Source organism: Pseudoalteromonas porphyrae, from assembly GCF_001298125.1.
Taxonomy (GTDB): domain Bacteria; phylum Pseudomonadota; class Gammaproteobacteria; order Enterobacterales; family Alteromonadaceae; genus Pseudoalteromonas; species Pseudoalteromonas neustonica.
The window spans coordinates 50,952-76,348 of sequence record NZ_LHPH01000003.1; the positions used below are offsets into that span (position 1 = coordinate 50,952).

Below are 25,397 nucleotides of genomic sequence, written 5' to 3' on the forward strand. Positions count from 1 at the left end.
AGTAAAAAGCGAAAGCATTTATGCTTTCGCTTTTTTAATCCATATGAGAAACGTGCTTATGCAAGTTTATCCGACACAACTTTGTAAGTTGGATCTTCTATCACATTAACCTCAACTAAATCACGTGCCTTATGAAGCAACTGTGTACAGTCAGGGCTTAAATGACGTAAGTGAAGTTGCTTACCTGCTTTAGTGTATTTATCAGCTAAAGCATCTATTGCTTCTATCGCACTATGATCAGCAACACGGCTGTACTTAAACTCTATAATAACGTCTTTAGGATCGTTTTTAATATCGAATAATTCAGAAAACTGTTTCACTGATCCGAAGAATAAAGGTCCGTGTAATTCATATACTTTAGCACCCTCTTCATCTATATAGTTTGTAGTAAAGATATGTTTAGCATGTTGCCATGCAAATACTAAGGCCGATACAATCACACCTACGCATACTGCAATCGCTAAATCTGTAATAACTGTCACACCCGATACTAAAACAATCACAAAGGCATCTGACTTTGGTACGCGTTTCATCATTTTGAAACTCGCCCATTCAAACGTGCCTAATACAACCATAAACATTACACCCACAAGAGCAGCGAGTGGGACCATCTCAATTAAGCCTGCAGCAAAAATAATGAAACCTAGCAACATTAATGCAGCGGTAATACCTGATAAACGCGAACGGCCACCTGAATTAATATTGATCATTGATTGGCCAATCATTGCACACCCGCCCATTGCACCAAAGAAACCACACGTTACATTTGCAGCGCCTTGACCAATACACTCTTTATTACTGTGCCCGCGCGTTTCTGTAATTTCATCAATTAGGCTAAGCGTTAGTAATGATTCAATCAAACCAATTGCAGCTAAAATTAATGCATAAGGTAAAATGATTTTAAGGGTTTCAAACGTAAATGGAACCATTGGAATATGAAACTCAGGTAAGCCACCAGCAATTGTTGCTGCGCTATCACCCGTCATATCTTTGAGGAAATCAAGTACAGTGCGTGCTTCTAAATCTAAGCCCATTACCAATACTGTTACCGTCACAATTGCCACAAGCGTAGACGGTACCGCCGTCGTTAATTTTGGTAGAAAGTGAATAATAGCCATTGTTAAAGCAACTAACCCTAACATGATCATCATCGGCGAGCCTGTCATCCATTGCATACCACCTTGACCATCTGGCACTTTAAACTGACCAAGTTGAGCGAGGAAAATTACAATTGCAAGTCCGTTCACAAAGCCGAGCATAACAGGGTGCGGTACCATGCGAATAAACTTACCAAGCTTAAAGACCCCGGCTAATATTTGCAGTATCCCCATGAGCAGAACAGTGGCAAAGAGATATTCAACACCATGATCCATCACTAAACTTACCATTACTACGGCAAGTGCACCGGTTGCACCTGAGATCATTCCCGGACGTCCACCAAAAATAGCAGTTATCAAACCAACTATAAATGCTGCGTACAAACCAACTAAAGGTTCTACATTTGCAACAAAAGCAAACGCAACAGCTTCAGGGACGAGTGCAAGCGCAACCGTGATACCTGACAGTATGTCGTTTTTAGCAGAGCTTGGCGCCTTGCTGAGTAAGTTAAACATTGAATTCCTCTTGGGTGTGTGGGATCAAAAAAAGCGCTGAATTCTAACAAATTAAGTACAGGTTAACAATGTATACCCAAACAACATCCGGTGCGCGTTTCTGTTATGGGTTTAATAGAGGCTTACACTGCACATTGTTCCTTTTTTAAAAGGGAATAGCATTAATGCAAAGTAATTTAAAGATAATAAACAACGATGATACAGCTAAAGTTTGAATCGTTACGCTGCTTTAGTATAGTAGTATAAATTGTAGAAACAGGTTAAAAAAGAGTAATGATAATCTATTTAACCTGTTAAACATGGTATTAAAGAGGCAGTGACGTGCTGCGTTTAACGCATGTCATAGTCACATTAGAGTGAACTTCTTGAACAAATTCTAGATTTAATAAATTATCACGTACAAACTGCTCATACCCTTCAATTCCTTTTGAAATAATGCGCAACATAAAGTCCATTGTACCTGCCATACTGTAACACTCAGTTACTTCATCATAGCTCAAAATTAATCTTTCAAATTCAGCTAAATTTGTACGGCCATGATTTGATAAGCGTACATGAGCGTAAACTAGCATGTCAAAGCCAAGTTTTTTCTCGTCGAGTAAGGCAACTTTTCCTTTGATATAACCATCTTGCTCAAGTTTAGCAATACGGCGCCAACAAGGCGATTGAGACAAACCTACTTTATCAGCAATGTCAGCTGTAGAAAGACTAGCATCTTGCTGTAATAGTGCCAAAATTTGGCGATCAACATGATTTAAAGACATAATAATTCTTTTTTATATTACTAATTGGTTAAATTATACATTGCTTTATTTAATCCGTCTTGTATTTTTATGCATTTTTTATGCGTTATTAACCAAATTTACCGCTTATAAATGGATTTGATATGCGCTCCGTCACTACTTTAGTGTCCGGTCCATGCCCAGATAAAATACGTGTTTCCTCTGGCAAGGTTAAAATATGTTTTTTAATCGACTCGAGTAGTTGCTGCGCATCCCCTTTAGGAAAGTCAGTGCGCCCTACTGAGCCTTTAAAAATAACATCCCCCACAAATACAACGCCATGCGTCGGTTCGTAAAACACTATATGTCCAGGAGTATGACCTGGGCAGTGGCGTATTTCAAAACGCAGCTCACCGACAGAAAATATATCACCACCTGATAACCAATGTGTTGGCGTAAATGGTGTTACCGGTTTAAAGCCAAACATCTGAGCTTGCATTGGTAATGCGTCAAACCAAAATAACTCATCCTTGTGCGGCCCTACAATATCAATACTAAAATGATCGGCCAGTATTTTTGCTGCGCCAACATGATCAAGATGACCATGAGTTAACAAAATACAATCTGGGGTTAAATCATATTTAGCAAGCTCAGTAATGATTTTATCTGCATCTCCACCAGGGTCTACAACCGTTGCTTTACGTGTTTTTTTGCAAATAACAATACGGCAATTTTGTGCAAACGCTGTTACTGGTAACGTAATAATTTCCATGACTTAATTCTTTACTTCTGGTTGAGCATTAAATGCCATTAAGATTGGGTATTTCAAATATGCTTGATCATAAAATGGGGTTTTTTCATATAACCAATTCAATCGAGCTTGAGCATTGTTTGCAAAATTTGAATCTTCCCTAATTTTTTTATCGAATTCAAGTGCCAACGCAGGTTTGTCTTTTAACATTTGGCGTGCATAGGGGGCTAATGCGTAATTTTCCATGTATTCAGTACGTTGAAAAATCGTATTAAACTCCCCCCATGCTAAAAATGAGTCTGGTGCTGCTGGGTGAAGCAAATGTGCAACTAATTCACCGAGGGGTTGCGCTGTAACAACCTTAAACCAACCCGTTAAGTTTTGGGGAGCAGCTGTTTGAATGTCAAACTTCGCATTGACTCTAAAGCGTCCTTCAAATGGTGCTTTATCAAATTCATGTTCAGTGACTACTGCAACCTTTAAGTCATCTACACCTTGTGAAGCTGTCGTTATTTTTTCAACTAAAACACCCTGCAATTTCAATTTTTCAATTATATTTGGGTATGCCGCAGGTATATAAAATGCAGCAGGCACTGTAATTGTCTTAGTAACTTCTTTTTGCCAATAGATAGGTAAATCTGTGTATGCTTGCTTTTCACCTAAATATTTAACTTCCATTTGACCACTGAGGGTACTTTTGCTGCGAGCGTATTTTATGCCTTTGAATTCAATCGAATTGGCTTTTTTTGCATACCCGCGTTGCACTATAAGCTGACTAGGAACAAATTCGTGCTCTTTTTGCACAGCAGCTGCTAATTGCTGATGATGCTGTGCTAACGCAGATATTGCACCATCTAAAAACACATATGTACCAAGTACGCGTTGTTTGTAAGGTTTCAGCGAATGATTTTCAACAAGTATCGTCGGTAACGATCTTAAATCTCCCCACCCATTTGAATAGCGTGGTGTTGCTACCCATCCTGCTAACCCTTTTTTAAACTCGCGTTTATCCATTACAAATACAAGTGGGCCCGGTATATGACCCGACTCTTGTAATTTAGTATCAATTACAGGCTTGAAGTATTGGTTAAGTGCATCTGAAACGCTCGGGGACTCACTTGCAAAAACAGGATTGTAACCGTAGGTTACATCGTACTGGTAATCCGCCCCATCAGTGACATGAACGTCAATGTATAAGTCAGGAGAAAATTGATTAATCATATTCAAAACCCCTCTTACTTCCGGGGTATCTAGTTTTGTATAATCTCGATTTAAATTAAGGTTGTTTGCATTGGTTCTAAAGCCCATTTTTACAGGCCCACGTTGATTAATACGATTAAACTGGCTACTGCGCTCGTGGCCATCCACATTTAAAATCGGAATAAAGAGTATATTCACTTGGCTTAAAATATCACGACGTTTACCAGTCGCTATATCGCGTAATAACATAAATGTTGCGTCTTTACCGTCAATTTCACCCGCATGAATACCAGCTTGAATAAAGATGGTCGGTTTATTGGTATGCGATAATTGCGAGGCAGAAAACTCGCCGGTTTCACTTGCTATGATCATTTTGATAGCGCGGCCACTTGCACTGTGAGCAATGGTTTGCACTTTAAACTGAGTTGGATTAGCTGCGACAAGACGATCTACAAATTTCATCGTTAACTGATAATTTGGTGATTCTAAACCTTCGCTCAGCTCAAAGTCGGTTGTTAAAGGACCTTTTTGTTGCAGTAGTGCCAAACTTTGCCCTTGCCATGGTAGTAACGGTGGCAAATGGCTATCTAATGTAATACTGGCACTTAATAATAATAAACTGGCAATCATAGGTCTCTCTAACTTTAGCCTTTTAAGTGCTTGAAATTATAACAAGGATACAGAGCAGGTCGCGTAAACTGCGGTAGTTCAACAAAAAAATACAGCCAATGACAATTACAGCTTTTAACACGCTCCTATTTTAAACAATAAAAAAGGCGCTATAAAAGCGCCTTGCCATTCAAGAGTTATGTGCTTAAAACATATCTTGATAAGGATTCGTCTTACTAAATTTAATGGCTTTTTCAAAGCCTGGAATATTCATTTGCGTATCAGAAATGACAATGTCATTTTCTTCAATCATGCCATCTCCAAAGCGATAAATAAGCGCATACTGACCTAAATCAGCTTGTTGCTGGTAATCAGCTTGAGCTGCTTTAACTGCTTTATTACTTTGTGCGTATTTATTCATAACTGCACTGCCATGGCGCTTAGCAAGCATATTTATTGTTACTTTAGGTGAAAGTACCGTGGCAGTTGCATTATTTCCGCCAAAACCTTTTGAGTTAATAAAGGCAATATCCATATCATCACATTGATAATGCGCTGTACGGATATCTAAGTGTTGGCTATGGACGTCATCAGCTACTTTATCTATCGTGGTAATACCCGGCATAATATTGTGTGTAAATACACCTAGCGCCATTGCTAACTGATCGCCACTCGCGGGGGCTAATGTATGACCAACGAACGCTTTAGGCGCTGACACTTTCCAATTATCTATTGCAAATGTTTGTGCCACTCGGTGATAAATAAGTGACTCTGTTACGCGGTTTTGAGGTGTACTTGAGCCATGCGCTAAAATAAAGCTTCGCTGTTGAACAGCGTCAATACCTAAAATATTAGCAGCCAATGCAACCGATTTAGCCATCGTAATATAATTACCTGGACCTGGGGCTGTAATTGATTTTTTAACACCATCCGCATTAACAAATACATCGGCAACAGATCCCATGATCTGAGCGCCAAGCTCTAATGCAAGTGCATCATCCATCAATATAACAACTTGCGCGCCTTCACCAATTGTAAAACCACAGTTTTCGCCAAAAGGCCGACTTGTACGACGATGATCCACCGTATCAGTTCCATCTAAACGTTTTAAGCCCTCTTCGTTAGCGAGCGCCCCCATATTACCAAAGCCTTCGATCATCTCAGGTGTAATTGCACACTCAACGCTGGCAACGACTGCAACACGAGTACGCCCCGCTTGAATATCATTTACTGCCGCACGTAAATTGTACAAAAATGTAGCGCATGCACCTGATGTAGTAAATGTAGTGCCTACATTTCCAGTTACATAAGCATTAATAAAGTCCGTAGACATAGTATTTAAACCAAGTGCAAGCTGCTTAGTGCTTACTCTCTCGCCCTGCTGGCGAGAACGAATTAAACCACCAAAACCTTCATCATTAACTTGCCCAGCAATTGACGCTGAATATGTGCCGATTTGATCGGGTTCAACACTGTTCATAATAGATTGCCAATCTAAACCCGTTGACTTAATTGCATCGGTTGCAGCAAAAATTGTCGCTTGCAGCCCGCGCGGTTGGTAACGACTATTGTACATAGTAGATGGATCAAAACCGGTAGGTAACTGACCCGCTGCTTTTATTGGATTATCACGGGTGCTGTCATGTTTAATCGCAACTTCTGCACTGATCGTTATTTTTACTTTTTTATCTTCTAAATCTTCAATAAGCCAGCTAGCAGGTATAGGCTGCGGTAAATCGCGACGGCGCGTTTCAAATACAATGTTTTGTTCATCACTGGCTGTGAAGGTCATTTTTTGCTGCCACGGTGTGGCATCAACATCAAAGTGATTCTTTTCAATCTTACGGATCAAAGTGCCTGCAATCACTTGCTCGCCAAATAACGACTCAATATCATTTTGGCTAACAACCTTACCAGACTCATCTTTTAATTCACCTTCTTGCATTGAAACAAGATTCATTAAAGTTGCTAAGCCTAAAAATGTTTCTTGGCGAGCATTTGCACTCAAGCTGTCTAACACGATACGACGATAGCCTTGATGAAATGAAGTACGGCCTGCGGCGTTAATTCCGCCCATGCCGACAATAACGGATAATGCTGTCATAATTTGCCTTGAGAAAACGTGTTATCGGGTATGTATACAGTTTAGATGGATTTAACATTCCAGATTGTGCTTAAATAGCCAAATAACCAGCCTAACAGGCCAGCGATCACTGGTCGGAGCAATTAAATGGACACAAACAAAACACAATCGTCATTACAGATCAGTATTTTGGTTTACCAGCATTTATTGATCACTAGTTTAACCTTACCAATAGAGATGCTAAGAGCAGGCGAAGCCTTTGCAAAAAGCCATCTTCAATCAATCCCTTTTCGACCATTAACCATTAATTTAATTGCTGAGAATACACAGCCAATCAAAAATCGTAGCGGGTTAGCTATTTTACCAGATGATACGCACCTTACTGCGCCTCACAGTGACTTAATAATTGTGCCAGGAATTTGGCGAAACCCCCGCCCTGTAGTCCGAGCAAATAACCAGCTAGTTAAATGGCTTGGGGCGAGTTGGCAAAATGGCAGTTCGATTATTGGAGTGGGCACGGGCAATTGTCTTATCGCCGAAGCTGAACTATTAAATGGTCACCCTGCAACAACACATTGGCATTATGCTGAACAATTTAAGCGAGATTATCCATTAGTGTTGCTTAAACCTGATTTTTTTATCACTCAGTCGGAGCGTTTATATTGTGTTGCGAGCTTAAATGCACTCGCGGATGTAATCGTACATGTTATAAGCCAGTATTATGGGCAAGCAGCCGCACAACATGTTGAGCGCAATTTTTCTCATGAAATACGTAAGCCATATGAAGAGCAAAGATATTTAGAGGGTGCCGTTGATAGACATCCAGATGAATTAATTGCACAAATTCAATTTTGGTTAAAAAACAACGTGTCCACTGAGCAAAGTTTAAACGATGTTGCACAACTATTTGGTTTAAGTTACCGTACTTTTACACGTCGTTTTCGAAGTGCGACCAATCAAAGTCCAATAGAGTATTGGCAGCAATTGCGAGTTCAAACGGCTAAAGAGTTGCTTGCTTGCTCTAACTTATCAATTCAAGAAGTGGCTCTTGAGGTGGGATATAATGATCAAGGGCATTTAACCCGCGTGTTTAAAAAAGTACTCTCGCAAACACCAAGTGAGTATCGAAAAGTCGTTAGAAGAAAACTATTTGGCTAATCTATTAATTAAATGCATTATAATATTATATGTATTACCGTCATAAAGGACAGTCATGATCCATCAAGGAACAGGGGAAACCATCGTATTACTGCATGGCGCGACATCATCTTGCAATACATGGAAACACGTTGTGCCCTTATTAAGCCCTTCAAATGAAGTCTTCGCATTCACTGCACTTGGCCATCGAGGCGGTAATAAAGCCACTAGCAGTATAGAAATTAGCGACATAATAGATGACTTTGAGCGATTGTTAGATAAGTACAACCTCGATAAACCCCATATCACCGGCAACTCTATGGGCGGGTGGGCCGCTATCGAGCTCGCTAAAAGAGGACGAGCCGCAAGTGTGTGTGCCATATCTCCAGCAGGTTTTTGGAACACGCCACAACATGGACAACATCTTGCGCTTAAAAAATTAAAGCGCCTGGCATTTATTGCTAAAATCACACAACCACTGTTACCTTTACTAGCGAAGTCATCTTTAATAAGAATGTTGGCATTAAAAGACGTTGCAAAATATGGAAACAAGCTCAGTGGATGTGAATTTACTGCCATGGTAGAAGATATGCTGTACTGCGAAGTTAAAAGCTCACTTTTTAATACAAAACAGTCGCTTAATTTTACCGAGCCACTGCCTTGTCCTTGTACTTTGGTATGGCCTGAATGTGATCTCTTATTTCCACCGAATATAAACGCTGTGATAGCTAAAGAGCGCCTCCCCGACGCTCGCTCTCTGATTTTAAAAGACATTGGCCATGTACCAATGATTGATGACCCCCTATTAATTGCTACAACAATTTTAAAAAGCATTGAATATGGTAAGGCTTTTGAACTTAACGAATAGCGCTTTTAATTACTTATAAGCCACTTAATCGTGGCTTTTTTCTTCCTCTTTATTACGCCTGTAATAGCGCTTGGAATAAATTTTAACATGTCGGTGTACGCCTTTACTCAAGCTTTTAAATTGCGCTTCAAGCACATCAACACCATATAAAATGCCCACCACCAGCACTGAGAGCTTAATCGCAGGTGCCAGACTGTGCGTTGCTATCATCACGCCTATTGAGGCCAAAACCCAGATAGTCGCTGCTGATGTTACGCCAACAACAGCCCCATCTTTTGCTAGCATAACGCCAGCACCTAAAAACCCAATACCAGTAATTATTTGCCCAACCACCCGTGAATGATCTATTACATCGCCCTGTAAATTAAAGGCTGTCGCTAAAAACAAGTAAGTACCCAAGGTAATTAACGCAGAGGTACGAATACCCACTGGTTTTCCTCTTAGTTGACGCTCGGCACCAATAATTGCGCCGCAAAATGCGGCTGTCCCAATAGCAGACCATGAATAAGGCGCCACATCAACAAGCTCGTATAATGTCACTCGCTTTCCTTATAAATTATTTACCCTTAATTCGGGCTGATAAATTAACTGCAACAGCAGTACGTAATCGACTTGTTCCAAAGGCGGCCATACTCGAAAAATCAGCACGCGATACAGGCACATGCTGGCAATCTAGTGCGCGTTGTTTATCGTTTTCACAAAATGGATCATGAACATATAAGCAGTGATCATCAAGATGAGTGATACACACCCAATGCGGTGATTTTTTACCATCAAAACGATAAGTACTGATCAACACTAAGACACTGAAACCACGTTCTACCCACTGCTCTATATGACTTAAATCTACATCACTGTAGTTAATACTTAACTCATGCTGCGAAATTTGCTCAACAAACTGCTGATGGACAGCACGTAGCACTGTTTTTTTAGTCTCACTGCGTACACCATCAACAAATAAGGCATCCTCAGTGTTAAGCATTATTTCCACATCGTAACCGCGTTTATCGGCAGCTAAAGCTAAGCCTAACGGATGACACCCACCATGTCCTGAGGTCATAAATATAGTGGTTGCTTCTCGCCAAATAGCTAACTCAGCGCCTTGATCAAGCACTTGCTTTTGATTCACACTGCCCATAGCCATTAACAAGGCGGATGGCCCACATGTAAACTCTGTCGTTTGCTGATACCAAGGCGTTAAACGTGCAAACTGTAATTCGTCAGTTTGACGAATGTTTTTTTGCATCCGTAGCGCATCACTATGATCATCGTAATAATCACTGTATTGGCCAAATACTCGATAACCTAGCTTTTCATAAAGGCCAATTGCTTGGGTATTATTTACTGCAACTTCTAAGCGCATATACAGTCGTCCACGCTGTGCTGTTGCCTGCTCAAGTGCCTTTAATAATTGCTGTGCAATGCCTTTACCTTGTGCGTGTGGCGTAACTGCAAGCGAATATAACCGCGCCAGCCGCGTTCCCTTATGACACCACACTAAACCATAACCGAGTAATTGCTGCTGACACTGTGCAACGAGTAAGATGCCGTGTTTAGCCGATATCCAACGCTTTAAACTCCGTGCACTTAACCTATCTTGGCTAAAGCTTTGTTGTTCTATTTCAAGTAACGCGTTTAAATCTAAGTCAGTGGCAGCACGAACTGCCACATCATATTGAGTCATTAACCGCGGCCTCTTGCTTCAAGTCTCTGTTTAAATTCATCCATGATGATCATATAAAGTTCATCCCCTAAATAGGCATCTTCTACTTTATGATCAATACTTGGATTGTCGTTTACTTCAAGCACATAAGCACGGCCTTGATGCTCTTTTACATCTACGCCATATAAGCCTTTACCAACCGTTTTACACGCTTTTAAAGCGGCGTCTAATACTGCTTTTGGTAACTCAAAAGTTGGCAGTGTTTCAAACCCACCCGAGAAAAACCGTTTTGCATCATGGTTATAAATTTGCCAATGATTACGCGCCATTAAATAGCGACAGGCATAAATAGCGCGTCCATTTAATACGCCCACTCGCCAATCGTATTCTGTGTACATATACTCTTGTGCAAGCACTAATGCGCTAAATTCAAAAAGTTCCGTTAGCTTAACTTTCAGCTCAGTTTGATCAGCAACTTTATAAACACCTTTCGAAAATGACCCTTCTGGCATTTTCAGTACTAACGGGTAAGTAAATGTCGCTTCTAATTGTGTAATTGTTTCGTCTGTTTGATCAGCCACTACCATGGTTTTTAAACTTGGTACTTTTTGATAGTTAAACGCATCATGTAAATATACCTTATTACAACAACGCAAAATCGAATCTGCATCATCAATCACTACGAGCCCTAAGCTTTGCGCTTTACTTGCAAGACGGTAAGTTGGGTGATCAATCGCGGTCGTTTGACGAATAAATAGCGCATCAAACTGTACAATGTTATCAATCTCTTCAAAGCTTAGCGCTTGAGCATGAATACCATGCTTAGCGGCTGCTTTTATAAAGCGCGCAATGGCGTCTTTATCACTTGGCGGCACTTTTTCGTTGTGATCAACCAAAATTGCCATATCCCAACGGTGGCGTTTCTGCGTATCACTAATACGCCACTGCGTTTGTGTAAATTCGTTTAGCTTGGCGACAAACTCTTGGTGCTGCTCACTATTAAGTGACGCTAAAGAACCTTGTTGTAATAACCCTGCGTGATCAACAAATAAGATCGGTGCTGGGTATTGTTTAAATACCGCTTTTGCCGCTTTACTTTGCAGTTCATTTACAGCATTACCAAAATAGAACGTACCGTCAATTTGGCCTAAATTAAGCATTAAAGCTTGGCCACTTCGTAAGGCATTGATGGTTTTCACACTCGGTAATACTTGATGTTTACGGGCCTCTGCAAGTAATGAACAATAATAGCCTTTGCTCAAGTATTGGCTCGAGTCACACAAGTTAATAATGCGTGTTTTTGGCTCATTAAGCTTTGGGTAGTCACGTAAATAGGTATTGAAGGTAATTACGTTTTCAAATGAGTGAGCAAGGGTTTGCTCGTTGTTATCAACCACGATTAAGGTTTTAAACACGACTTTTCCTAAAAATAAGTCAAAATAAAGTGAATGCGTATATACCCAAGCCACCTCTAGAGGCAGACAAAGCGTTGCACAGGGTTGGTTTAGGTATACGCTTAAATAGAAACACCCATACTGCTAAGTGAGGGTTATAAATAACACGCTAACTTAACAGGATGGGTGCTTTAGCCTAAGCTACGAGTGATTTATAAAGGTTTTTTAACTTTCTGACCAACGAGTTATTTTTAGCGTTAGGATAAGTAAAATTAATCAATAAAAAAATGAAGTGTGATGTATGGTTTTTGAGCTGAAAAGCAATGAAAAGATATTTTAAAATGTGTTTTGAGGTGAATTCAGGTAAGCAAAATAAAAAAGCTGTGCGAGCATGAAAATAGTCACAACAGCTTTTAACAATCAGAGTTATTATAGCGCGCTTTCTAGCTCTGGTAGCACATCAAATAAATCAGCAACTAGGCCGTAATCTGCCACTTGGAAAATCGGTGCATCTGGATCTTTATTGATTGCAACAATCACTTTTGAATCTTTCATGCCTGCTAAGTGCTGAATTGCGCCGCTGATACCCACTGCAATATATAAGTTAGGCGCAACAATTTTACCCGTTTGACCTACTTGCATATCATTGGGTACAAAGCCCGCGTCAACCGCAGCACGCGATGCGCCAATAGCAGCACCAAGCTTATCAGCAATACCATGTAGTAATGAGAAGTTCTCACCGTTTTGCATGCCACGCCCACCTGATATAACCACTTGCGCAGCCGTTAACTCTGGACGTTCAGATTCGGTTTGTTCAACACTAACAAAAGAGCTCAATTGACTGCTAAATACCGCGTCAATAGCCGTAATATCGGCAGCTGTTTGCTCGCCTTGTAAATCAAAGCTGCTCGCACGAACCGTAATCACTTTTTTACTATCTAATGATTTAACTGTCGCAATTGCATTACCTGCATAAATTGGGCGTTTAAATGTGTCGCCATCAACTACGTCAATGATTTCTGAAATTTGCGCTACATCTAATAAGGCAGCAACACGTGGCATAAAGTTTTTACCCGTTGTTGTTGCACTCGCTACAAGGTGTGAATACTCCGGTGCAAGTGATAGCACTAAATCAGCGATATTTTCTGCTAATTGATGAGCATATTCACTGTTATCAGCAACTAATACGCCGTTTACACCCGCAATGCTGGCAACCTCTTCACTCATCGGTGCTAAATTTTCACCCGCGATGAGTACATCAACAGCAAAACCAAGCTTTAAGGCCGCATTAATCGTTTTTGACGTTTCAGGCTTTAAAACACCATTGTCATGATCCGCAATAACTAATGTTTTCATTTAAATCACCTTCGCTTGTGTTTTTAATAAATCAACTAACTGAGCAACGTCGTCAACAATGATGCCACCACTTCGCTTTGCTGGTTCATGTACTTCAACAACGCTAATACGCGGTGTTAAATCTACACCTAAGCTATCAGCTGCAATGACATCTAGCGGCTTACGTTTTGCTTTCATAATATTCGGTAATGAAGCATAACGAGGTTCATTAAGGCGTAAATCAGTCGTCACTACAGCGGGTAATTTAAGTGCGACAGTTTGCAAACCACCATCGACCTCACGGGTTACATTTACTGTGCCATTGGCTACATCTACATTAGATGCAAAAGTACCCTGCCCGCGCCCTGTTAACGCAGCAAGCATTTGTCCTGTTTGATTGTTATCTGAATCAATAGACTGTTTACCTAAAATAACCAGCTCTGGCGCTTCTTGCTCAACAATTTTAGCTAATAATTTAGCCACATGCAGAGATTCTAATTTTTCATCCGTTTCAATATGAATCGCTTTATCAGCTCCTAAAGCAAGCGCTGTACGTAATTGCTCTTGCGATGCTTTAGCACCAATTGTAACTGCAACAACCTCGGTTGCTATACCCGCTTCTTTTAAACGAATTGCTTCTTCAATTGCTATTTCACAAAATGGGTTCATCGCCATTTTTACATTAGTAAGATCAACGTCGCTATTATCTGCTTTGACACGTGCTTTCACGTTGTAGTCAATCACTCTTTTTATTGGTACGAGAACTTTCATAGGAACTCCATTTTAATTTAAACCTACAAGGTAACGTGTACGTCAACCTATTTATTTTATGAATTCAGACTACTTCCTGTTGACGTAAACGTCAACCTAAAATAACCTTAAACTATTCCTAACCTGTAACGTTTCATTTGCAAGTATGAAATTGCCATCGTAAAGGCACAGGTCCGTCACACAAAAGAGGTTAATATGGTCGAACGCGAAACCATGGAATTTGATGTCGTTATTGTCGGCGCTGGGCCTGCTGGCTTAGCTACCGCAATCCGATTAGCGCAACAAGCACAAGAAAAACAACAAGAGTGTACGATTTGCGTAGTTGAAAAAGGCTCAGAAGTGGGTGCCCATATTTTATCTGGTGCAATATTTGAGACCACTGCATTAGATGAGTTGCTGCCTAATTGGCAAGACCTTGACGCTCCCGTTACAACTAAAGTAACCAATGATGAGATTTATTGGTTTAATAATGACAATAAAGCAACTGCCATCCCTCATTTTGCGACCCCAAAAAGTTTTCATAACACGGGTAACTATATTGTCTCTATGGGCAATGTGTGTCGTTGGCTCGCTGAACAAGCTGAGAACTTAGGGGTTGAGGTTTTTCCAGGGTTTAGCGCTCATTCATTAATAATAGAAGACGATACTGTAAAAGGTATTGTTACTGGCGATATGGGCCTTGATAAAGACGGCAACGAAAAAGATGGTTTTATGCCTGGTATGGAGCTTCGTGCAAAGTACACTGTATTTGCCGAGGGCTGCCGTGGCCATTTAGGCAAACAATTAATCAATCAATTTGCCCTTGATGCCGATGCATCACCACAACATTATGGTTTGGGCTTTAAAGAAATTTGGCAAATAGATCCTGCCAAACACAAGCAAGGTAACGTTGTTCACGGAACTGGTTGGCCGCTCGCTGGGGATACAAATGGCGGTGCGTTTATGTACCATAGTGAAAACAACCAAGTTGTAGTGGGGCTGATTGTTGATTTAAATTATTCAAATCCACATTTAAGTCCGTTTGATGAATTTCAACGTATGAAACATCATCCTGTTTTTAAAGATATTCTCCAAGGTGGTGAGCGAATTTCTTATGGTGCTCGCGCAATTGCTAAGGGTGGCCTGCATTCTTTACCTAAAATGCATTTCCCTGGTGGTTTACTTGTTGGCTGTGATGCTGGCACCTTAAACTTTGCAAAAATCAAAGGTAATCATACTGCAATGAAATCAGGCATGATTGCAGCTGAGGTTATTTTTAAAGCCTTGTGTAACGCACAGGCGCACTCTGATCTTACTGAGTATGCACAAGCCTTTAAGCAAAGCTGGGCCTATAAAGAGTTGCACCAATCTCGCAACTTTGGTCCTGCAATGCATAAACTCGGTAAGTTTATAGGAGGAGCTTATAACACCCTTGATCAAAATATGTTTGGTGGCGGCTTACCGTTTACTTTTAAAGATAACACACCAGATCACTGCACATTAGTTGATAAAAACCAAGCAGATAAAATTGACTACCCAAAACCTGATGCTGTACTTAGCTTTGATAAGTTGTCATCTGTATTTTTATCAAACACTAACCATGAAGAATTTCAGCCGTGTCATTTACAACTAAAAAACAGCGCCATCCCTATTGACGTAAACCTTGTAAAATTTGACGAACCAGCACAGCGCTATTGTCCTGCGGGGGTTTATGAAGTGCAACAGGTTGACGGTAAAGATGAGTTTGTGATCAATTCACAAAATTGTGTGCATTGTAAAACCTGCGATATTAAAGATCCAAGCCAAAATATTACATGGGTAACCCCTGAAGGTGCTGGTGGGCCAAACTACCCCAATATGTAAATTATTTTAAATTTTGAACTAATCCTAAATTGCAGGGGGCTTCGGCCCCTTTTTTGCGCTATGCTCAATAATAACCGTCTAATAGTAAAGAGTAATATGTATGCCGTCGTCAAATGTAGTGTTTCGTTTTTTAGCTGAGCCCACCGATGTTAACTTTGGAGGAAAAGTCCACGGTGGTGTTGTCATGAAATGGATTGACCAAGCTGGGTATGCATGTGCCGCTGGTTGGAGTGGTCACTACTGCGTTACGGTGTCAGTGGCTGGTGTTAAATTTCGCCGCCCTATTCTTGTTGGTCAAATAGTTGAGGTAGAAGCTAAAATCGCTCATACGGGTAAAACAAGCATGCAAATCTTTATACAAGTGCGATGTGGTGATCCAAAAACACAAAATATGGTTGAAACAAATCACTGTGTTATTAGTTTCGTAGCCATGGATGAAACTGGCTACCCTGTTAATGTGCCAGAATACGTGGCAGTGAGTAGCGAAGAGAAACAACTTGAAAACTACGCAATAAAAATGAAAGAAATCGCCATTGAAACTGAAACCTTACTACACAAATGTGAGCCAGAATAATCACTAAGTAAAGTTTACATATCGCCATGAAAAGCTTTCCATGGCGAAACTGAACACATGAATAAAAACACACCAACCTGCTGATAGATTAGACAAAAACACCATTTTTAGCTTTTAATTTAGCCAACTTCAAGCTGGCATAATCAATGCAATTATAAAAGAGACAAGTAACCACGGGTTATTTATTTTTATTTTATAAAGGAGCTATTTAATGATTAAAACACTTTCTCTTTCAGCACTTGCTTTAGCAACTCTTGGCTTTAACTCTGCAGCGCAGGCTGATGTTAACGAGATGGACTCACCACGTATTTATACTGGTATCGGCTACGGTCAATATTCTTTTCAATTTGAAGATTCAGAAAACGACATTGATTTTGACGATGACTCACAAATGCTCAAAGGCTACATTGGTACCCAATTTAATAAATATTTAAGTCTCGAACTTGCTTATCAAAATTTTGATGAAGTAAGTGACATAGACAGCTATGCCGAAGTAGATGGTATATCTCTCGCCGGACGCTTAGCAGCGCCAATTACTGAGAGCTTTTCAGTTTATGCTAAAGGCGGTTGGTTAGAGTGGGACGCAGAAGTAACCAGCGATATCCCTGCCCTTGGCGAAATTTCTGCTGAGCAAAGTGGAGGTGATGTATTTTACGGTGCGGGTTTAGAGTACGCATTTACAAGCAACGTGCAAGTTCGCTTAGAGTATGAACGCTATAAATTAGAAGACGATATTGATACTGATATGGATGTCGCATCTTTTTCAGTGCAATACATGTTCTAACATTTTTTTATAAACTCCCCTTGTTTAAGGCAGCTTCAGGCTGCCTTTTTTAGTATGAACAGGTAGAATGGCGTATCTTCAACAGTCATTGAGTTTCATGAACGATTTTCAACTAACGGCCATTGGCCATATACAATCTCCCTATAAACAGAAGTTTGCTATTCCTCGCCAACCTCGTTTAGTGCCACAAGCCAAAGCAAAGCTTGTGTTTGCTGCTGATTTTAACCGTGAAGAATTTGTTCGTGGCTTAGATGAGTTTAGCCATATTTGGTTACTCTTTCGTTTTCATGAAACCGCTGATAAAGGTTACTCTGCGATGGTTAGACCGCCACGCTTAGGAGGCAATGAGCGTAAAGGTGTGTTTGCAACACGTGCGACCTTTAGACCCAATGCCATTGGTATGAGCGCAGTAAAGCTCGAAGGCATTGAATATAAAAATGGTCAATTATGCTTATTGTTAGCGGGTATTGATTTACTCGATGGCACACCAATTTTAGATATAAAACCTTATTTACCCTATTCTGATGCTATGGTCGATGCAACCGCAGGCTTTGCTGATACTCGCCCAGAAACGCAAATGACCGTTGAATTTAGCTCATCAGTACTCGAGTTTATCAAACAGCAGACCGACTACCCTGATTTACACGACTTTATCAATAATGTCCTTAAGCAAGACCCTCGCCCTGCTTACAAAAAACAAAAAGAGGGTGAACAAAGTTATGGGATGACCTTGTATGATTTTAATATCCGTTGGCAGGTTAACGGCGAACATAACTACGTCACTAGCATAGAAAAAAACTAGAAAAACACACTTAGCGCTTTAGTGTAAAAGCAACCACTGCTAAACTGAGTGCCTTATTGAAATAATAATTTTATAACTATCGGAATAAACATGCGTACCAGTCAATATATTCTCGCAACACTTAAAGAAACGCCTTCAGATGCTGAAATTGTATCGCATCAATTAATGTTAAGAGCGGGTATGATCCGTCGCGTCGCGTCGGGCCTATATACTTGGTTACCCTCTGGTTTACGCGTGTTACGTAAAGTAGAAAACATCGTGCGCGAAGAAATGGATAAAGCAGGCGCTATCGAAATGCTAATGCCTGTAATTCAGCCTGCTGATTTATGGGAAGAGTCGGGTCGTTGGGATCAGTTTGGCCCAGAGTTAGTCCGCTTTACAGATCGCCATAATCGAACGTTTGCATTAGGCCCAACTCACGAAGAAGTGATCACTGATTTTGTTCGTAAAGAGATCAACTCTTACAAGCAACTACCTATCACTTTGTATCAAGTACAAACAAAAGTACGTGATGAACGTCGCCCTCGCTTTGGTGTAATGCGCGCACGTGAATTCACCATGAAAGACGCATACTCGTTCCACTTAAGTGATGAATGTTTAGATGCAACTTACCAAGCGATGCACAAAGCATACTGTAATATTTTTGAACGCTTAAACCTAGATTACCGCCCAGTTATTGCTGACACGGGGTCAATTGGCGGTAGCGTATCGCATGAGTTTCATGTATTGGCTGAGTCTGGTGAAGATGCGATTGCATTTAGTGATGCCAGTGACTACGCTGCGAACATTGAAAAAGCAGAAGCACTCGCACCAAGTGAAGCTCGCCCTGCACCGAGCAAAGAATTAAAAGCATTCCCTACGCCAGATGCAAAAACTATTGATGAGCTTAAAAAGCATTACGGTGTAAAACCACATCGTGGTGTTAAAACGCTGATTGTATATGGCGCGCCAAATGAAGAAGGCCAACGAGGCTTGGTTGCTTTAGTTGTGCGAGGTGATCATGATCTTAATGAACTTAAAGCAGAGAAACACCCATTAGTCGATGCGCCTCTCGAGATGGCGAAAGAAGCTGATATTATTGCCGCTGTAGGTGCAAAACCTGGTTCTTTAGGACCTGTAGGTTTATCTATGCCAATTATTATTGACCGCACAGCCAATGTGATGGCTGACTTTGTTGCAGGCGCTAATAAAGACGACGAGCATTACAGTGGCATAAACTGGGAGCGCGATGTAACAGATTACCTAGTTGCTGACTTACGTAACATTGTTGAAGGTGACGCCAGCCCTTGTGGTCAAGGTAACTTACAAATCAAGCGCGGCATTGAAGTTGGTCATATCTTCCAACTTGGGACTAAGTACTCAGAAGCAATGAAAGCCGGTGTATTAAGCGAAACAGGTAAAAACCAAATAATGACCATGGGTTGTTACGGTATTGGCGTGTCTCGCATCGTCGCTGCTGCTATTGAGCAAAATAATGACCAATACGGTATTATTTGGCCTCAGCCTATTGCGCCATTTGACATTGCTATTGTGCCAATGAATATGCACAAATCTCATCGTATTCCTGATATTGCTAATAATCTTTATGAAGGGTTAAAAGCAGCAGGGTTAGAAGTGTTATTTGATGATCGTAAAGAACGCCCTGGTGTGATGTTCAACGATATGGAATTATTGGGTGTGCCTTTCACATTGGTTATTGGCGAACGTAACCTTGATGAAAACAAGGTTGAGCTTAAAAATCGCCGTACTGGCGAAAAGCTAATGATTGATATTGATACCGCTGTAGAAGCAATTAAAACTGCGATGAACATTTAATTTAACGTCAATCTAGTTGAATATAAAAGCCGCTTTATGCGGCTTTTTTGTTCCCTGCTTTTTATCATCACACTGCTTTTTTCATTGCAAGCATATGCTCTGTTATTCTGAGCTCGATACTAAGTGTCATAGATGTTTCGTTAAACTGTCGCGTTAACGTCATCAAATTTACCTAACGTAGTTATTATTACACTATCAATAACGACTATGACTAATAACAACACAAGTGATAAACAATACTTTCCCGCAGTATGGATCTCAGATGTACACCTGGGCTATAAAGATTGCAGAGCTGATTACCTACTCGATTTTTTAAACAGCATTGAATGCGATACCCTCTATTTAGTAGGCGACATAATTGATCTTTGGTCTATGAAGCGCAACTTTTATTGGCACTCAAGCCATTACCAAGTTTTAACATGCATTCAAGAAAAAGCATCTCAAGGCACGCGTGTTATCTATATTCCCGGCAATCATGATGAAACATTCAGGCAATATATAAACAACAGCTTATTCGGTATTGAAGTACACCAGCAATATATTCATACCACAAAAGCTAATAAGCGCTTTTTGCTTGTCCATGGTGATGATTTTGACTCTGCCACTCGCTACAACAAGCTAATAAGTATTGCAGGTGATGCGGGTTATGATTTTTTACTTTTTTTAAATCGCTGGACGAACCGTATTCGCCGGCTGTTTGGTCAGAACTACTGGTCACTTGCAGCGTGGATAAAAGCCCGCGTTCATAAAGCACGAGAAGCAATAGAAGCTTTTGAAAATGCAGCTATTCATGAAGCGAAAAAACAAGGTGTTGATGGAATTATTTGTGGTCATATCCATCACCCTGAAATTAAAGTAGTTGATGGGATTGTGTATTGCAACGATGGCGATTGGATAGAAAGCTGCACAGCACTGGTAGAGCAAGCATGTGGAAGGATTGAACTGCTACATTGGAGTGATACCAAAAAAGTGCTTAACTCAGCAGATGAATCATCACACAGCCGAGTTAAAAATAAGGAGCAAAAATCGGCTGCTTAATTAAGCAGCCACATCGCTAACTTGTTTTTCAAGGTTTTTGGTTTAATAGGCTTAGTAATGTAATCATTCATACCCGCTGAAATACACCGTTCCCTATCCCCTGCCATTGCACTGGCTGTCATAGCAATAATCGGGATATGGCGATAGACAATGCCGGCTTTATTATTTCGGATCTCACTTGTCGTATCATAACCATTAAGATTAGGCATTTGACAATCCATTAAAATAACATCAAATGGCTGTTGTTGGTGCGCTTGTAATGCTTCGAGTGCTTCCACACCATCGCTTGCACACGTAATACTGACCTGGGTTCGTTTTAAAATGGCTTTAGCAACTTCGATATTGATCATATTATCATCCACCAGCAAGACTTTGTATCGAGAGAGATCAACATGAACCTCGCCTTCAGAATCAGCTTTCTGGGAAGGAAGTAAAAAGCTATTACTTGCACCAAATATACTTGCAAGCTTATAGCTAAACTGATCTTGTGTTAGCGGCTTATTAAGCATGTGGCAGTTTTCAGGAAAGCTCGCTTTATCAGCCTTACTTAATAATAAATCACGCAAAATTAACATATACTTTTTATTTTGCTGTTCGCATAAAGCGATTAATTTATCGAGCAGTGGGTGCTCGTTATCAATCACCATGAGGTCGACATTGAACGTATCGTACTCTTCTAGATAATCAAAACGTTGTATGTTATTTAAATCAACTTTACAGTTTTTGACAAGTAAATTGGTAATATTTTGAAACACACTCTCTTTTGCAATTAACACGCCTACTTGAATATCTGCGGCTAATTCAATAGGGGTATTTAATTTTTTCTCGGGTGCAACATGAAGATCTACATAGGCAGTAAAGCAGCTGCCTATGCCTTTTTCACTGGTTACACTTATATCTCCGCCCATTAGTTGCGCTAGTTTTTTACAAATCGATAAACCAAGCCCTGTACCACCAAAGTGTCGAGTAGTACTTGTATCTTCTTGAGTAAATACATCAAATAATTTATCTATATTTTCTTGCGCAATACCTATACCAGTATCCTGAATAGAAAAACTCATACGTAGTTTATCTTCAGTTAGATATTTACAATCAAGTGTTAAACTTACTTCGCCTTGGTGGGTAAATTTAAAAGCATTATTTAATAAATTGATCAAAATTTGTTTTAAACGATGGCTATCCCCAACAAGCATTCGATCCATGACTTTATCGGTATTTAATAACACTTCGAGCCCTTTTCTCTGGCCCTGTATCGCCATTGAAGTGATCATATCACTGCAAACAGTAATTACATCAAAGCTATGATTATCAATATCAAGCTTACCCGCTTCAATCTTAGAAAAATCAAGAATGTCGTTTATAAGTGTCATTAATGAATTAGCACTACTATTTGCAAAGCTTAAATACTGTAGCTGCACGTCACTTAATGGGTCTTCTTTAAGCATTTCTAGCATCCCCAACACACCATTCATTGGCGTGCGGATCTCATGGGAAATATTCGCCACAAAATCACTTTTAGCTTGGCTGGCTGCAAGCGCTTCTTCTATCGCACTTTCAAGCTCCACTGTACGCTGTGATACTTTTAACTCTAGTGTCTCGTTTAATAATTCAAGCTCGCTCTGAGTTTGCTTCAAAGAATTAATATTTCTCAAAATCGCCGCTATTTGATTTCGCTGAGTGAACACATCAAAAACACAGGTTAAAGTAACAGAATAAAAGTGCCGGATGTTATCAGTATCTATATATACAGCTTCAAATGGTGGTTTTGCTCCTTCGTTGATAGTTTCACTTAAACTGTGCTTATCTTTATTTTTTAATTCAAATAACTGCGTAAAATTCGTTTCATTTAATAGTAAATCAAAGCTTTGCAACGCTGTTTTATTTGCATTACTGATCACACCATTTTCTTCTACAGTGACGATTGAATCTAGTGAGTTCTCAATGATTTTATTATTCTGTTCTTTCAATGAGTGAATTTCTAACTTACGGTTAATGTAACGTTGATAAAACAAGACCATAAACAATAAGACTGAAAACAGTGAAAAAACCACTAAAATGAAACTCTCACGCCTATTTGCAATTTCTTTTAGTAATACCGCAGTGTCAATTGACACTGCAAGCTCTAAAGGCAACATGCTAATATCGTTACTATCAAATGCAATGCGTTGCTTGAGGTAATACTGATTTGGTAAACCACTCATAGCCAAAGTATCTTGCATACTGATATCTTGGCTTTCATTGAAAACAGTTGACCATGTTATATCTTGACCAAATTCAAACCCAAATGTCAGATCTGACTGCGGGTGCGATAAAAACTGATTTTGATTGTTTAAAAGATAGATATCTACCCCATCAGGAAGACTAAAAATCAAACTATCAAAGAGTTCTTCTGCAAAGTAATTTGTAACAAGTACTGCAAAAACAAACCCTTCCTTATTAAACACAGGTTTAGCTACCCTATAAGTACTTACATAGGGAACTTGGATCTCTCCGTTTTCTCGGTTGTAGTCAATGGGTGATATATAAACAGAGTTTTGATCTAACATACTGGCTTTAAGCATATAATCTCGCTGGCCCTTATGCTGTAATTGCTCACTTTCTATACGTCTTATAACACCATCTAAATCTCTGTCTACTCTTACAACCTCTTGGCCATCATTGGCTAAAGTTATGTACCTTGCCTGTAATAAATACTCGTCTGTATTCATAAAACCACTGAAAATCCCAGCCAGACGTGTCTGCCATACTTCAATGGGTGTATTTAGAAGCGGATCTATAAAATTATTATCTGTTGCTCTACTAATACCTGAAATGGGCGGTGTGGCATTTAAAAAACGAATAGACGTAACACTACTTTTTAACTGTCTTTTTAAAGATAAGCTTTTTGTACTCAATTCTTGATTGAGGTTAGTTTGAGCTGTGCGGTAAACATCTTGTCTAACTTTAAGCTCGAATATATATAAAGCAGAGATCGCGATAATGCTAAAGACGAGCAGCGCTAATAAAGATATTTTATTGCTGCGAAAAAGATGACTAATTGAAGATTGGAAGTGCATTAATATTGCCATATAGCTTTTCAAATACAGATTATAGTATAGAGCAAGTAGAATATGAATTTTTTAAAATTTGTACTATTTAAGAGAATAAAGAGTAAATTACTTAATATCATACCAACATCAAAATCCCACGTTCCTAAATAAACGTTTTTATGATCCGACATGTAGCTTGTTTCGATTTGACTCTGAATTTTACAGTCTCTAAAAATTGTGGTTCACAAAAACCGATAAGTGAACCGAGATCACTACAGCCGCACTACCATTGGCAATTTATTATTTGAAGCGCTGTGATAAGCTTTCTAAAAATTGGATTGCAGAATGAGTCATATCTGCCTGAATAATCCCTGCTTTGATTTGCAGTTCACTCTCATCAATAAATTTAGAATCAACAGACTTTAGGTTTATATCATAGTCATATGTTTTTATTTGGACAGGAAGAACGGCATGTTGATAACTCACTCTGCGAATAACTTCAGAAAGTGGCTGCTCTAGAATAGCAACAAAGGCTTGGCCAAATTTGCGATCTTCTTTGGCTCTTGAAAGTAACCAGTCATATTGTTTTTGACTCATATACTTATTAGGCAGCTCAAGGTACTGAATTTCATGATCAACATCACCTTCAAACTTTCCAACTAATTTATTGTTTCCTACTTTTTCATAACATATAAATTCACTTTCATCATTGATAGGATCAATACTCATTTCAAATATCTGTTCTGCCGATATATTAGTGATTTGTGCAGCCATTTCTTTGCGTGCATCTTCTGCTCTTTGGTTAGTAACATTGTAGTCAAGTAAGTAAGCTCGCTGGGTTTTATGCTCAATAACATATTGACCTTTCCACTTTACAGTCATCTCAGTAAGCTTTTCATCTTTTAGCTGGTAATCGGTGCGTAAGTAGGTGTCGTTAACCTTGATTGTAATATCAGCAAAATGCTCACCGCCCTTAATCACTTCGTATTTTACTGTTAAGTTATTGCTATTAGCTACCGTTTGACTGCTTATCAACAAGAAGAAAAAAATAGCGACTAGTTTAATATTTTTTTGCACCTTAACGTATATCCTTATTTATTAATTGCTTATTTTATATTCTAATTTTAATTAAAACACACTAAAATTAATTTTTCAGTAAATTATCCATATACCACTTGCCACCTTTTAAGCCAAAACGGCATTTGTTATAAACTGTGCGCTGATCTTTAAACCTTTTATCATTGGCATCAAATTTATAATATATAAATGCTTGCTCTGTATATCCCCACTTTTTATACGTTTCTTTAACAACGCTATACTCAGTATTTTCAGAGTAGTTAACAAGCTTTGATTCAACAAGACGAAAG

The 25,397-nt window shown here is 39.6% G+C and carries 20 protein-coding genes; 8 read left to right on the forward strand and 12 right to left on the reverse strand.

Annotated elements, in window-relative coordinates; genetic code table 11:
• Nucleotides 1-56 precede the first annotated feature (56 nt).
• The 5 genes from ADS77_RS03455 to ADS77_RS03475 all read right to left on the reverse strand — a co-directional run bounded on the left by ADS77_RS03455 (nt 57) and on the right by ADS77_RS03475 (nt 6,999).
• A complete protein-coding gene (locus ADS77_RS03455; protein WP_054453005.1) occupies nt 57-1,613 on the reverse strand; it encodes a SulP family inorganic anion transporter in 1,557 nt (518 codons plus the stop codon).
• Nucleotides 1,614-1,918: 305 nt separating this feature from the next.
• Nucleotides 1,919-2,377 carry an Lrp/AsnC family transcriptional regulator gene (locus ADS77_RS03460; protein ID WP_016707271.1) on the reverse strand — a complete coding sequence of 153 codons (459 nt, stop codon included), beginning with the start codon at nt 2,375-2,377 and terminating at the stop codon, nt 1,919-1,921.
• A gap of 88 nt (nt 2,378-2,465) precedes the next feature.
• Nucleotides 2,466-3,107 (reverse strand): MBL fold metallo-hydrolase, encoded by a 642-nt coding sequence (locus tag ADS77_RS03465; protein WP_054453007.1) that lies wholly within the window; start codon nt 3,105-3,107, stop codon nt 2,466-2,468.
• 3 nt (nt 3,108-3,110) lie between these two features.
• Nucleotides 3,111-4,916: a M14 family metallopeptidase gene (locus tag ADS77_RS03470; protein ID WP_054453009.1), complete on the reverse strand. Its 1,806-nt coding sequence runs from the start codon at nt 4,914-4,916 to the stop codon at nt 3,111-3,113.
• Nucleotides 4,917-5,100: 184 nt separating this feature from the next.
• Entirely contained in the window at nt 5,101-6,999 is a 1,899-nt protein-coding gene (locus tag ADS77_RS03475) for a beta-ketoacyl synthase (RefSeq protein WP_054453010.1), read from the reverse strand.
• A gap of 126 nt (nt 7,000-7,125) precedes the next feature.
• Between ADS77_RS03475 and ADS77_RS03480 the strand changes: the two genes are divergently transcribed.
• Together ADS77_RS03480 and ADS77_RS03485 are read left to right on the forward strand one after the other, a co-directional pair.
• Complete coding sequence (locus ADS77_RS03480; RefSeq protein WP_054204629.1) at nt 7,126-8,136, forward strand: GlxA family transcriptional regulator; 1,011 nt, start codon at nt 7,126-7,128, stop codon at nt 8,134-8,136.
• A 55-nt stretch (nt 8,137-8,191) separates the two neighbouring features.
• Complete coding sequence (locus ADS77_RS03485; RefSeq protein ID WP_054453012.1) at nt 8,192-8,983, forward strand: alpha/beta fold hydrolase; 792 nt, start codon at nt 8,192-8,194, stop codon at nt 8,981-8,983.
• Between the two features lie 24 nt (nt 8,984-9,007).
• Here the strand turns inward: ADS77_RS03485 and ADS77_RS03490 are convergent, their stop codons facing one another.
• The 5 genes from ADS77_RS03490 to ADS77_RS03510 form a co-directional block, all read right to left on the reverse strand.
• Nucleotides 9,008-9,523 (reverse strand): MgtC/SapB family protein, encoded by a 516-nt coding sequence (locus tag ADS77_RS03490; RefSeq protein WP_054204631.1) that lies wholly within the window; start codon nt 9,521-9,523, stop codon nt 9,008-9,010.
• Nucleotides 9,524-9,539: 16 nt separating this feature from the next.
• The gene (locus ADS77_RS03495; protein ID WP_054453014.1) at nt 9,540-10,667 is read right to left on the reverse strand and encodes a GNAT family N-acetyltransferase/peptidase C39 family protein; all 1,128 of its coding nucleotides are present in this window, start codon (nt 10,665-10,667) and stop codon (nt 9,540-9,542) included.
• On the reverse strand, nt 10,667-12,061 hold the full coding sequence (locus ADS77_RS03500) for a RimK family protein (protein ID WP_054453016.1): 1,395 nt from the start codon (nt 12,059-12,061) through the stop codon (nt 10,667-10,669). The genes ADS77_RS03495 and ADS77_RS03500 overlap by 1 nt, the downstream gene beginning before the upstream one ends.
• Before the next feature lie 408 nt (nt 12,062-12,469).
• Nucleotides 12,470-13,396, reverse strand: coding sequence for an electron transfer flavoprotein subunit alpha/FixB family protein (locus tag ADS77_RS03505; RefSeq protein WP_054204634.1), 927 nt, complete (start codon nt 13,394-13,396; stop codon nt 12,470-12,472).
• Entirely contained in the window at nt 13,397-14,146 is a 750-nt protein-coding gene (locus ADS77_RS03510) for an electron transfer flavoprotein subunit beta/FixA family protein (protein ID WP_054204635.1), read from the reverse strand.
• A 195-nt stretch (nt 14,147-14,341) separates the two neighbouring features.
• On the opposite strand from ADS77_RS03510, the gene ADS77_RS03515 reads away from it, so the two are divergent.
• From ADS77_RS03515 to ADS77_RS03540, 6 genes are all read left to right on the forward strand, one after another.
• A complete protein-coding gene (locus tag ADS77_RS03515; protein WP_054453018.1) occupies nt 14,342-15,988 on the forward strand; it encodes an electron transfer flavoprotein-ubiquinone oxidoreductase in 1,647 nt (548 codons plus the stop codon).
• Nucleotides 15,989-16,088: 100 nt separating this feature from the next.
• A complete protein-coding gene (locus tag ADS77_RS03520) occupies nt 16,089-16,562 on the forward strand; it encodes an acyl-CoA thioesterase (protein ID WP_054204637.1) in 474 nt (157 codons plus the stop codon).
• Nucleotides 16,563-16,773: 211 nt separating this feature from the next.
• On the forward strand, nt 16,774-17,346 hold the full coding sequence (locus ADS77_RS03525) for an outer membrane beta-barrel protein (RefSeq protein ID WP_054453020.1): 573 nt from the start codon (nt 16,774-16,776) through the stop codon (nt 17,344-17,346).
• Between the two features lie 97 nt (nt 17,347-17,443).
• Nucleotides 17,444-18,148, forward strand: coding sequence for a tRNA (N6-threonylcarbamoyladenosine(37)-N6)-methyltransferase TrmO (gene tsaA / locus ADS77_RS03530; RefSeq protein ID WP_054204639.1), 705 nt, complete (start codon nt 17,444-17,446; stop codon nt 18,146-18,148).
• 90 nt (nt 18,149-18,238) lie between these two features.
• Complete coding sequence (locus ADS77_RS03535) at nt 18,239-19,963, forward strand: proline--tRNA ligase (protein WP_054453022.1); 1,725 nt, start codon at nt 18,239-18,241, stop codon at nt 19,961-19,963.
• Between the two features lie 207 nt (nt 19,964-20,170).
• Entirely contained in the window at nt 20,171-21,001 is an 831-nt protein-coding gene (locus ADS77_RS03540) for a UDP-2,3-diacylglucosamine diphosphatase (protein WP_054204641.1), read from the forward strand.
• Here ADS77_RS03540 and ADS77_RS03545 read toward each other — a convergent pair.
• Both ADS77_RS03545 and ADS77_RS03550 read right to left on the reverse strand, forming a co-directional pair.
• On the reverse strand, nt 20,998-24,057 hold the full coding sequence (locus tag ADS77_RS03545; protein WP_054453024.1) for an ATP-binding protein: 3,060 nt from the start codon (nt 24,055-24,057) through the stop codon (nt 20,998-21,000). The genes ADS77_RS03540 and ADS77_RS03545 overlap by 4 nt on opposite strands.
• 273 nt (nt 24,058-24,330) lie before the next feature.
• Nucleotides 24,331-25,107 carry a hypothetical protein gene (locus ADS77_RS03550; RefSeq protein WP_054453026.1) on the reverse strand — a complete coding sequence of 259 codons (777 nt, stop codon included), beginning with the start codon at nt 25,105-25,107 and terminating at the stop codon, nt 24,331-24,333.
• Nucleotides 25,108-25,397: the final 290 nt, after the last annotated feature.